The sequence below is a fragment of the Aulosira sp. FACHB-615 genome, assembly GCF_014698045.1.
Taxonomy (GTDB): Bacteria; Cyanobacteriota; Cyanobacteriia; order Cyanobacteriales; family Nostocaceae; genus Nostoc_B.
This window is the reverse complement of sequence record NZ_JACJSE010000009.1, coordinates 203818-215678: the sequence shown is the minus strand read 5'-3', so window position 1 is coordinate 215678 and position 11861 is coordinate 203818. Positions and strand designations below refer to the sequence as shown.

The 11861-nt window shown below is 42.7% G+C and carries 7 protein-coding genes; 2 read left to right on the top strand and 5 right to left on the bottom strand.

Annotated elements, in window-relative coordinates:
- Positions 1-36 precede the first annotated feature (36 nt).
- The 4 genes from H6G77_RS17205 to H6G77_RS17190 all read right to left on the bottom strand — a co-directional run bounded on the left by H6G77_RS17205 (position 37) and on the right by H6G77_RS17190 (position 6352).
- A complete protein-coding gene (locus tag H6G77_RS17205; protein ID WP_190872208.1) occupies positions 37-1158 on the bottom strand; it encodes an ABC transporter permease in 1122 nt (373 codons plus the stop codon).
- Positions 1159-1417: 259 nt separating this feature from the next.
- Positions 1418-2524 carry an ABC transporter permease gene (locus H6G77_RS17200; protein WP_190872207.1) on the bottom strand — a complete coding sequence of 369 codons (1107 nt, stop codon included), beginning with the start codon at positions 2522-2524 and terminating at the stop codon, positions 1418-1420.
- A 270-nt stretch (positions 2525-2794) separates the two neighbouring features.
- A complete protein-coding gene (locus H6G77_RS17195) occupies positions 2795-4903 on the bottom strand; it encodes an ATP-binding cassette domain-containing protein (RefSeq protein ID WP_190872206.1) in 2109 nt (702 codons plus the stop codon).
- A 72-nt stretch (positions 4904-4975) separates the two neighbouring features.
- Positions 4976-6352: an HlyD family secretion protein gene (locus tag H6G77_RS17190; RefSeq protein WP_190872205.1), complete on the bottom strand. Its 1377-nt coding sequence runs from the start codon at positions 6350-6352 to the stop codon at positions 4976-4978.
- Positions 6353-6443: 91 nt separating this feature from the next.
- Between H6G77_RS17190 and H6G77_RS17185 the strand changes: the two genes are divergently transcribed.
- Both H6G77_RS17185 and H6G77_RS17180 read left to right on the top strand, forming a co-directional pair.
- Complete coding sequence (locus H6G77_RS17185) at positions 6444-7079, top strand: TetR/AcrR family transcriptional regulator (RefSeq protein WP_190872204.1); 636 nt, start codon at positions 6444-6446, stop codon at positions 7077-7079.
- A gap of 182 nt (positions 7080-7261) precedes the next feature.
- Positions 7262-7459, top strand: a complete 198-nt coding sequence (locus tag H6G77_RS17180; RefSeq protein ID WP_199331539.1) for a hypothetical protein — start codon at positions 7262-7264, stop codon at positions 7457-7459.
- Positions 7460-7504: 45 nt separating this feature from the next.
- Here the strand turns inward: H6G77_RS17180 and H6G77_RS35740 are convergent, their stop codons facing one another.
- Positions 7505-11608 (bottom strand): eIF2A-related protein, encoded by a 4104-nt coding sequence (locus H6G77_RS35740; protein ID WP_242049232.1) that lies wholly within the window; start codon positions 11606-11608, stop codon positions 7505-7507.
- Positions 11609-11861 lie beyond the last annotated feature (253 nt).

The window sequence follows — 11861 nt, the reverse complement described above, 5'->3', positions numbered from 1 at the left end:
GGGACAAGGGAGATGGATTATTTAGGATGGCTATATTTAGCTTAGTTGACTGCGGAACTTGTAAATACTAATAGTTAATAAAACTACTGCAAAGGCTACTAGTGCTAAAACATTTATCCACAATACATCTAACCCGACTCCTTTGAGTAAAATTCCTCGGACAATGGGGATGTAATGGCGTAGGGGATTGAGTAAAGACACAACTTGAAAGAAAGGTGGCATGGCTTCAATTGGTGCGATCGCACCAGAAGTCTGTACCATTGGTAAATTGATAAAGAAAGATGTGAGAACTACTTGCTGTTGGGAACGACAAACAGTCGCCAACATAATCCCTAAACTAATCCCCACGAATACATAAATACTCGACAACCCAAAAAACAGGATAAAATTTCCTCGGAATGGGACATGAAATACTACTGTGGCTAATGTCAAAGCGAGTAGAACATCGCCGAGTAACAACACAGCTAAAGGCACAATTTTTGATAATAAAATTTGCCAGTTCGCCGCCGGAGTCATTAATAATTGTTCTAATGTGCCGGTATCTTTCTCCCGCACAACTGTGATTGCGGAAACTAATGTGCCAATTAATGTCAGAACTAAACCCATAACTCCCGGTACAAAAAACCAGCTACTAGTTAACCCAGGGTTGTAGAGAAAGACAACTTCCGGTGAAATTGGGGGAATAACTTGCGCCTCGGTTAAATGCAAATTATATTGTTGAATAATTTGATTCATATAATTTCCCGCAATCCCGGCGGTATTGGCATTTACGGCATCAATAAATACCTGAATTTCTGCTGATTTTTGGGCGAGTTGACGCGCAAAATCGGGGGGAATTATGACTCCGACATCTAATTTACCTTCTTCTACTTGGCGACTCAAATCTTTTTCGCTGCTTGGTACAGATTCCAGGGTAAAAATCTGATTGGATGTCATGGCTGACACTAACTCACGGCTGGCGCTGACGTTAGCATAGTCGATAACACCTAACCGTAAGTTATGCACATCAGGATTTAAGATAAATCCATATAGTAGTAGTTGGATTGTAGGTGGGACAATTAGTAAAACTATTAATTGTTTGTTGCGTAAAATTTGGCTAATTTCTTTTTTGACTAATGCCCAAAATGGGCTGTTTAATAATTTTTGAATAAGTTTCATGATTTTAAATAACCGCAAAGTATGTAAAGAGAAAAAGTAGTACTCCTAAATGATTCGTAAAAATATAGATAAGGAAACGAACCGCTAAGAACGCCAAGGGCGCAAAGGTAAGAAAGAAGAAAGAGATATAGAAATTTCACAAATGATTTAAGACTGCCATATTTTTTAAGATTAAGAACTTCCAGATAAAATATGTTTCAAATTTAGTTGTGAGATAGGAGTTCTTACTCGTCTCATCCAAAGACACAACGAATAGAGGTTAATTCGGTAATTGCATTCGGCTTAAAACTCGGCGTGATACGTTAAAGAAGAATAAACCCAAGATTGTCAACATAACTAAATCAAACCAAACTCCAGCAAAGCCTGTACCACGTACAAAAGCATCACGGGTAATATCTATGTAGTAACGCGCTGGAACTACGTTAGGCGCTAATGAAAGAGGGAAAGGAATATTATTGAGGGGATAAATAAAACCTGATAATAATAATGATGTGATAAATCCAACGAGGGAAACACCTTGAACGGCAGCATTTTGATTACTGCTACGTACTCCTATAAGTAAGCCAAAGAAGACGCTATCTATCAGAAATAGCAGCGTTCCAATTATTAAAGTCATGGGGTTGCTAACAAGCCCAACTTGAAAAATAATTGAGCCTAAAATCATGACAATTAATGTTTCAGTGATGGCAATTAATAAGTAGGCTAATCCTTTACCGAGTAAAAGTTCGGTGGCGCTGATACTAGAAGCATAGACTTGGATAATTGTACCTTTTTCTTTTTCTCTTACCATTGCGATCGCAGCTAACAAGGAAGGAAAAATCCACAAGACAACGCCATACACTCCCGGCACTATATACAGTGATTCTAATCTGCCAGGATTAAACCATAAACGCATTCTGGCTGTAATACTATTAGTTGGTGGTAATAGTCCATGATGCTGCATAAAAAAGTTGGTGACTCTTTGAATACTATTTCTAATTACCCGCGCATTATTCACGTCTGTGGCATCAATTAAAACTTGTACTGTTGTGTGTTTACCTGCTTGAATATCACGGCTAAATTCAGGCGGAATAATTACGGCAGCTTTGGCAATTCCTTTATCTATGGCATCACGTATGGGATTACCACCAGTCCATTGTTTGGGAATAAATTGATTGGTAGCATATAATCTTTCTATGTAGCTACTGCTGAGGTTTGTTCGGTTAAAATCTTGGACGATTAAAGGGATATCCTTACTTTCTAACCTGATGGCAAAACCGAAAATAACTAAGGTGATGAATGGTAAGATAAAGGCTAAGGCTAAGGTCAGGCGATCGCGGCGAAATTGGGCGATTTCTTTAATACATTGGGCGATGATTCTTTTCATCTAGCAATCCTATTTGGTATATGAATAAGAGAGACAAGGAGGACAAGGAGGACAAGGGAAAGATGTTTGTAATTTATAGCGTTTCTCGGTTGGATGAGGTACATTTCAACCCCACCCCCAACCCCTCCCCGCAAGCGGGGAGGGGAGCGTTTGCGTCAGCAAATGCGGGGTGGGGTTCCAACTGTATTACAAGCAAGTAAGAACTGCTATATTTAGGAATGCTATATCTTTCTCCTACTCCCCACTCCCAACTCCCCACTCCCTTAGTATTTATATTTGAGAACGCTCTACTATCCCAATAAACGCATCTTCTAAAGAGAAGGGTACGGGGCGGAGGGAATGAATTTGAATTTGATTGGCTTTTAATAGTTGAGTTATTTTGTTGATTTCTTGTTCAGGGTTATCTAAAACAACGTGTAAACTATTAGCAAAAATCGAGATTCTCCAAGAGTCGAAGTATTGTTTAAGTAACTTGGAAGCTGCTTGATTTTGATTCACAATAATTTCGATTAATTTGCCTGGTTGGGAGGCTTTAATTGAACTGGGTGAACCTTCGGCGACGGTTTCGCCTGCAACCATAAAACTCATCCGGTTACACTGTTCGGCTTCTTCTAAATAGTGAGTTGTGACTAAAATGGCTGTACCGTTGCGGGCGAAGTCATTAATTAGCTTCCAAAACTGGCGACGCGCCAAGGGATCTACGCCCGATGTGGGTTCATCTAAAAATAAAATATCTGGTTCGTGCATCACGGAAGCACCGAAAGCTACGCGCTGTTTCCAACCTCCTGGTAATTGTCCGGTGACGAGATTTTCTTGTCCTTCTAGGCCACAGGTAGCAATTACCCAATCAATTTTTTCTCGCCGCAGTTTGCGCGGTACGCCGTAAACTCCACTATAAAATTCCAGGTTTTGCAAAATGGTTAAATCATCGTAGAGGGTGAATTTCTGACTCATGTAACCAATGCGTCGCCGTAAGTCTGCACTCCGCAGATTTCCTGTTTCACCACCTAAAGAAATTTCTCCACCACTGGCTTCTAACAGTCCGCACAACATTTTTATGGTGGTGGTTTTTCCCGCACCGTTAGCACCTAATAACCCAAATATTTCCCCGTAACGTACCTCAACATTCACATCTTTAACAGCGCGGAATTTACCAAAAACCCGACTCAGTTTATGAGCATATATCGCTATTTCTGAGTGCTGTACACTGAGCGAAGTCGAAGTGTGAGTGTTAAGTGCTGAGTGCTGAGAGTGGGGAGACAAGGTAGAGGGGGTAGACAAAGTAGAAAGATTGCTTCCTTGTCTCCCGTGTCCCCCTTGTCCTCCTTGTCCTCCGTGTCCCCCTTGTCCCCCAACTCCCCACTCCCCACTCCCAACTCCCCTTTTCCGCGAACGAGGAAAGGGAAAAAACTGCGGTACAGAACCTTGTTGACGCAGGCGGGTGACGAAGACGTTTTCTAATGTGGGTTCGCCATGTTCGATGCTGGGTGCGGGTAAATCATGTTCTTGCAAGAGTTGGCGGACTTCTGTTTCTCCCGCATCTAAATTTGGGACGAGGACATCTAAGCGATCGCCAAAAATCTGCACATCTATAATATTGTTTTGTACAGTCTGAGAAAGTATCTCTTCGGTGGCTGTTAAATTGCCGGTTCGCACTTCTAAGCGATGCAAGCCCAAGTTAGCGCGTAAATCTGCGGGTGTGCCAATTTCATGAATTTGCCCACTGTACATCAAAGCCACACGGTGACAGCGTTCGGCTTCGTCGAGGTAAGGTGTCGCTACAACAATTGTCATCCCCTCGGCGGAAAGTTCCGCTAACACATCCCAAAATTCTCGCCGGGAAACAGGATCAACGCCCGTGGTAGGTTCATCTAACAATAAAACTTCTGGTTGAGAAACTAAAGCACAACACAATGCCAGCTTTTGTTTCATTCCTCCAGACAATTGTCCCGCCAAGCGATCGCCAAATCTATCCAAACTCATTAATTTTAAATATTTTTGGCGGCGTTCCCACAGCAAATCATCCCCTACTTGCCGCAAACCTGCCGCATAACGTAGGTTCTCATCAATACTCAAGTCTAAATACAGCGAAAACTGTTGAGTGAGATAACCCGTGATTAACCGTGCATCTCGCGCAGGTTGTCCAAATATCTGCACTTCCCCGGCGGTTGCTTCCATCACGCCGCCCAAAATGTGAAAGGTGGTGGTTTTTCCTGCGCCATCAGGGCCGATGAGTCCAAACATCTCGCCTTTTTGGACACTGAAATCAATGCCTCGAACTGCTGCTAAGTTGCCATAGTGTTTGTGTAATGCTTGTACTTTGATGGCGGTTGTAGTGGGGTTGGATGAGGGCGGTATGATGGTGAGTTGCTGTGTCATAATTTTTTCACGCAGAGACGCGGAGGCGCAGAGAGTTATCAAAAGTTGGCAAACAAGTATCTTTCCCACTCCCTACTCCCTACTCCCCACTCCCTTCAACTGAATCTCCCCATCAGCCGGCATCCCAATTTTGGCGCAGGGTAAATCTGATTGTGCGTAGGGATTTTCGGGGTTAAAGCAACCATCGGGGTTTGTGACTTCAACGCGAATACCGACGACTTGTCTGACTCTATCTTTTTGGAAGTAAATATTTTCTGGTGTAAAGGAAGCTTGGGGATCAATGGCTATAACTTTACCTTGCAAGGGTTTGTCTGGTGCAGAATCTAGGATAATTTTTGTGGTTTGTCCTAAGCGTACTTTGCCAATGTCGCCTTCGGGAATAAAACCGCGAAAATACAATGTTTTGGGGTCAACAATGGTCAATATCTTTGTTTGGCTGTTCACTACTGCCCCTGGTTCGGCACTCCGGGCTGTGACTACGCCATCTATGGGGCTGAGGACGTTTAAATCTTTTTTAGAGTCGGCAATTTGGGTGAGGATTTGTTGTTTTGCCGCTTGGGCATCTTTGACTTTAGCCTGTGCAGATTTAACTTTAGCTTGTACAGATTTCAGTTGGGCGTAACTTTGCTGTTGCTTGCGGACTAAGGCGGTTAACTGGGCGTTGCGAATATCGGGGTTAAAGCCTGTGGTTTTGGCTTGGGTTAGCGCCCCTTCGACTGCACTTAATTGCTGATTTGCGGCGTTCAATGCCGCTTGTCTAGCTTCTAAGGTGGCTATGGCTGTGTCCAGGGTGGTTTGGGCTTGGTCGAATTGTTGTTGATTAATCGCGCCTTCTTTGACTAATTTGGCGTAGCGATCGCGGTTGACTCGTGCTAAATTTACTTCTGCTGTTGCTTGTTTAACTTGGGCTTCTGCCTGGACTAATATCGCTTTGGCGGCGGCAACGTTCGATTGTGCCTGTTCTATTCTGCCTTGGGTATCGCCTTGAGATTGGCGCACATTCAGTTTGGCTTCGTTAATTTGGCTGGTAATTTCTTGAATTTCTCTTTCTACTCGTTCAACATCAGAAATTGCTTGCTGTTCATCCGATTCAGCCGATGCTATCCTCGCTTCTGCACCACGCAATTGGTCTTGTAAAAGTTGGTCATCGCTGTCATCCATTGTGATTAATTCTTGCCCCTTTTTGACAGCCGTACCTTCCCGCATGGCAATTGACTCAATTCTGCCGGAACGCTTCACCCCAATCTCGGTTTCATAACCCTCAATGCGACCGCTAACTTTCAGCACATTTGTTGCGCCTTGGGGTTGACTGTGCCAGACTGTGTAGCCGATACCAGCAATTACCAACACACCTCCAATAATTAAAGGTATTAGTTTTTGACGATGCTGCGGTTTGGATACTGGGACATTGGTAAGACTTTCCGGGGGAATTGGGGCAGTCTGAGTCATAGTAGCATCCTGGATGGGCGAAATATTTTGGTCATCATACTAGACTGTCCAGTATGATATAGCAAGAGATCAGCAAAAAAATTTACTTTTCATGCCTCATACCTCTACATCCCCACTGAAAATTGAGTTACCTGCAATTACGCAAAAACAAGAACAAATTTTACAAGGTGCAATTCGAGTGTTTTTGCGCGAAGGTTACGCAAAAACTAGTATGGATAGGGTGAGTACAGAAGCTGGAGTTTCTAAACAAACAATTTACAGTCACTTTCAAGATAAAGAAGGGCTGTTTACAGCGTTAATGGAAAGGTTAACACTCAGGTGTTTTCAAAGTATTTTTGCTCACACAGAATTACAAGGTGAACCAGCCAGTTTATTACGTCAAGTTGGCGAAACTTACTTAACCAAAGTTGCCGATAATCCTGATTATGTGGCGCTGTTGCGCTTAGTGATTACGGAATCACAAAACTTTCCTGAACTCGCCAAACTTTATAATCAAACAGTTGTGCAACGTGGTCGATTTTTGTTGAGTCAGTATTTTGCATCCCACCCAGAATTAAATATTACTGACCCAGAAGCGATCGCTCATATTTTTATGGGTTCTTTAGTCTCTTATGTAATTCTACAAGAAATTATGTATGGAAAAGAGCTGATGTCTTTGTCACGCGATCGCCTGTTAGATAGTTTGATGACTTTGGTAATGAGTCAGTCTACAGCATGTCTCGGTTGAGTGCAGTACAGGTAGATAGGGAAAAGAGGTTAGAGGCTAGAGGCTAGGGAAATGTACCTCACTGGAATGAAAACCGCTATAAACCTGCCAAAGTGTTATACACAATTTATACTGAATTCTGGCTCCTGATTTCTGAATTCTTCTTCATAAACATTCTGAATATCATCAAAAGGAATGGAAAAATGCCCCTAATTTTTAATCAAGATAAATATAAAGAATTATTAATTAAATATCAGCCAAAGTTAATTAAAACTGAAGCGGAAAAAGAACGAATTTTAGCTATTGTCGAAGAATTAACACATCGTTCTAATCTTATCCCAGAAGAAGCTGAGATTTATGAATTACTAATAACTTTAATCGAGAAATATGAACAAGAATAGGACTTATGCCAATTCACGAAATTAAGGTTAAATTTCATACATTTTTTATTTTGGTGTGCTGATACCGTCGCAGAGATGGCGATCGCTTTCTTCTACCGTCGAGTTATTCTGGAGATAATCTCGCGCCAAATCGCAAGCACTAACCATCAAAGAATCTAGATTCCAATCCCACAAAATTACGGTTTTATCCCAACTAGCAGAAGCAATGGTTTTACCATCAGGGCTAAATGCAACACTAAAGACCGAATCTTGATGTCCTTTGAAGGTTTGCAGTAGTTTACCAGTTAAGTCCCAAAGTTTGATTGTTTTGTCCGAACTACCAGAAGCAATCGTTTTACCATCTGGACTAAACACCACTTTATTAATCCACACTTGGTGTGTCTGGAAGGTTTGCAGTAGCTTGCCGTTTAAATTCCAAAGTCTCACGGTACCGTCATAACTAGCAGCAGCAATGGTATTACCGTCTGGACTAAACGCTACGCTATAGACTGGATAGATATCTCCTTTGAAAGTTTGCAGTAGCTTGCCGTTTAAATCCCAAAGTTTCACGGTACTGTCATAACTAGCGGAAGCAATAGTTTTACCGTCGGGACTAAACACTACTTTATAAACATAATTTTCATGTCCTTTGAGGGTTTTTAATTCCTTAGTACTTAAATTCCACAGTGTCACATCATTGCCCCAATCAGCCGAAGCAATCGTTTTACCATCTGGACTAAAAGCTACACTTCTAAGTGCGGTGTTCTGTTTTTTAAAGGTTTGTAGTTCCTTACCGCTTAAATCCCAAAGTTTCACAGTATTGTCAAAACTACCAGAAGCAATAGTTTTACCATCTGGACTAAAGGCTACACTATTAATCTCAGCTTGGTGTCCTTTAAAGGTTCGTAGTTCTTTACCGTTTAAATCCCAAAGTTTGATTGTTTTGTCATCACTAGCAGAGGCAATGGTTTTACCATCTGGGCTAAAAGCAACACTGATAACAGAATCTTGATGTCCTATAAAAGTTTGCAGTAGCTTGCCTTTAAGATCCCAGATTTTAATTGTTTTGTCTCTACCAGCAGAAGCGAATGTCTTGCCATCGGGACTAAAAGCCATGCCATAGACTACACTGCCGTGTGTAAAATTATTGCGCTGCTTGATTCCATAAACTGCTTTTTGCAAAGCTACCATAGCTGGAATGTAGTTAATTTTTTGTTTTTTAAAGATTCTTCCAGCCTTAATTCCTTTTATCAGTGCTTCCAATTCTTGATGAGAATCAAACAGTACTAACGAAGATTGAGTAATAGCCTCCGCCTTAGCTATTTCGGCTTCTTGCTTTTGAGACCAAGCCACCAGTCCCAAACTAGCACTAATCATCACAGCCACAACTGCACCACCAGCCACCCCCCTGGCTGTTCTAATTTCTCGACGGCGATGGGCTTCTTTTTCCGCTTCTTGACGCTGGCGTAACTCTATACAAGCGTTAACATAGTTAGCCTCAAGTTGGTTGAGAAATCCGGTTTGTTTGGCTAAGACTTGAGCATCTTCTAATCTCCCGCCACGATGCACTAAATAATTATCATCTTTTTGTTGCTTGTCCCAATCTAACGCCGCTTGACGAATAGTTTCTCGTAGTTGCAAATTAGTGCGGTTTTCATCCAACCAATTCAGTAATCTTGGCCAGTAGCGAATTAATGCTTCGTGGGCTACTTCCACTTCTTCTTTACTTGTAGAACTATCAATACTAGTAACTACCAGTCTTGCACCTTCCCCAGCTAATCGATTAACTAGTTCTTTAATTGATGCTGCTGTACTACCCGTTGGAACTAGCTCATCTAACCACACTCTGCGCCTTGTATCGCGGCGGATGTCTCCTTGAATAACGCTGTCATCTAGACGGGTGAGGCGAATGAAAATATTTTTAACTTGTTCCTGTTCCGACAGTGATAGGGTATTGTAAACATCATCGGCAGTTTGAGCGATCGCCATTCTCACCCCACCAATCGCTTCATACTCCCCCGACTGCAACCATCTGCCATGTCTCCGCTTCCATAACTCTAGCAGCGCGTGTTGCAACAATGGCATTGCCCCCGGTTCACCTTGAACATCATCCAGAATGGTGTTACTCAACCCTGGTTCAAACCGCAAACCTACCTGTGCAGCTTGCATTTCCATTGCTTTTCGTAATTCCGTCCCATCCATTGGCGCAATCAATTTTTGTCGGGCTTCCATAAGTTCTTTCAACTCCCGGTAAGGAGCGCATTCTCCCCAAAAGTCTGCCCGCATCGTAATTACAACTTTTTGCTGTTGAGTTAAGTTTAAAACTTGCGCGATAAATTCCCGACGTTCAGCCTCATCATTACACAGGGTAAAAAGTTCCTCAAACTGGTCAATGATTAAAATAGAAGTCTGTTTAACAGTCATCTCAGAGCTGACAGCAACACCACCCTTGGCTAATTCAATGGCTGTTTCTGGTTTTGGAACCCATTCATTTTCAATATCCAACAAAGACAACGACTCAACTAAAGGTGCAGGTTGTTGATTTTCCCCGCCAGCCAATGTTGCTTGCAATTGCGCCATTGGGTTATTACTGGGTGTCATATATGACACAACTAAATTCGGCTGTTTTTCTTGTAATGCGGGAATCAGCCCTGCTAATACTACTGATGATTTCCCACTCCCAGAAGCACCTAATACAGCTAAAAAGTTATGTTCTGTCAGTTTTTCATTGAGTTGAACAATTAATTGTTCTCGCCCAAAGAAAAACTCGCGGTTTTCTTCGCGGAAAGGATACAAGCCCAAGAAAGGACAACAAGAATTATACGTGGGTGGTTGTTGACCTAAAGCCAAGGCGTTAAAACTCAGGTCAATGATTTCTTCGCAAAGGGTATTGACTGTTGTTAAAGCTTGTTCCCGTTCTTCACGGGCTGATTTGCTTAAGGCGTTGATATATGCACCTAAACTATTACCTAATTTCTGGGCTAGTTCTGCAAATCTTTGCCGTAGTGCTGGGGCGCGTTCTGATAATAATTGCTCAAACTGCTCTAAACCATACCCAATTTCGGCGTTAGTCAAGTCTCTATCTAGTTGGTCACTAAATAAGGGTCGTCCACCCAAGCGACTAAATAAGGCGGGGACAGTGACATCACCCCGTTCGGCGAGTCCGGCTAAAGCTTCGTGCAATGCTGAATCTACTTCCCCAGATTGGCGCAATTGTTCATAAAATTTTATACCTAATGCGAGGGCGGTTTTGACGGTGACTTTTTCTGTCATGGCGACAACTGCCGGCATTCCCAAATCTCGCACGAGTCTTTGTCCTAAACCGCCAAGCCCGACTTCAGCTTCTGCACTGGCGCTTTCGCAGGTAGAGAGACAAGTAAAGTGTGGTAATCCTTTGGCTCCTTTTAATGACCGTAATCTTTCAATTAAACGTGTTCCTGTGACTGGTTCTACTTGATTATTTTCCTTCGTCCAGTACAGGACTGTTTCGCCATTGTCGATGACTCGACTATGACTGATGATGTGCAGTAAAGTATACTGCTTGGTTCTGTCGGTTAAGTGTTTACACAGTTCATCTAAGGTTGGTTCGCCAATTCCATCTGGGACTGTAGCTAAAACATCTGATGGTATTTCGCCCAAGGCTTGACGCACACATGAAACTGCGGCTTCAACATCAAAGGGTTCTAAGCTAAATCGCCCAATTTGTTCGGGACTGGCGACTAAGATTAAGGCGCGTAAGTCTCTGCGGCCAATGGGAGGAAAACGGCGGTCTGTAATTGCTGGAATATAAAAGGAAAATGGAGTGCGCTGTTCTAATGTTAGTAGCCGCCAACTGTCATCAATTTTGCCGCAGAGTCTTTCCCAGCGTAAGGTTCGCAGTTCTGGGTCTGTGGCTTCGATAAATAATAATACTCGTAAGGCTGTGTCACAGTTGTGCAACGCCCGAACAAAAGCATCTCGAATTTCTTCTTTAAACAGTGCTTTTCCGAGATATGTGCCGTATTCTAGGGGTTGTCCCAGTAAGCTGGTGAGTTTTTGTAAGTCTTCTGCTGTGAGTTCGAGGGTTCCTTCCGAACGCGATGATAGTAGTTCTCCCGGTCGGCTATGTTCTACTACTATCGGCCAGTGTTTGCCTAATTTGCGCTGGATATTAATCTCGAATGTGTTCATCTTTGATTGTGAGTAGATGCGGGTGATAGGCGACAGGTGATAGCGAACCCAACATTATCAAAACCTTCGTTGAGTGCTGCTATGGCTATATCCAACCTACGAATTTAACGTGGTGTGCAACTTTCTCTCAAACCTAACCCCTAACCCCTAACCCCTTCCCTCGTAGGGAAGGGGGGCAAGATTCAAAGCCTCTATCCTTGCAGGGGAGAGGTTTGGAGAGGGGTTTCAAGAATAAGTTGCACATCGCGTAATT

Excerpts from the sequence above, each read along its gene's own strand:
- H6G77_RS17200 (WP_190872207.1), bottom strand. The coding sequence starts at position 2,524 with ATGAAAAGAATCATCGCCCAATGTATTAAAGAAATCGCCCAATTTCGC.
- H6G77_RS17180 (WP_199331539.1), top strand. The coding sequence starts at position 7,262 with ATGCCCCTAATTTTTAATCAAGATAAATATAAAGAATTATTAATTAAA.
- H6G77_RS17185 (WP_190872204.1), top strand. The coding sequence starts at position 6,444 with ATGCCTCATACCTCTACATCCCCACTGAAAATTGAGTTACCTGCAATT.
- H6G77_RS17190 (WP_190872205.1), bottom strand. The coding sequence starts at position 6,352 with ATGACTCAGACTGCCCCAATTCCCCCGGAAAGTCTTACCAATGTCCCA.
- H6G77_RS17205 (WP_190872208.1), bottom strand. The coding sequence starts at position 1,158 with ATGAAACTTATTCAAAAATTATTAAACAGCCCATTTTGGGCATTAGTC.
- H6G77_RS35740 (WP_242049232.1), bottom strand. The coding sequence starts at position 11,608 with ATGAACACATTCGAGATTAATATCCAGCGCAAATTAGGCAAACACTGG.
- H6G77_RS17195 (WP_190872206.1), bottom strand. The coding sequence starts at position 4,903 with ATGACACAGCAACTCACCATCATACCGCCCTCATCCAACCCCACTACA.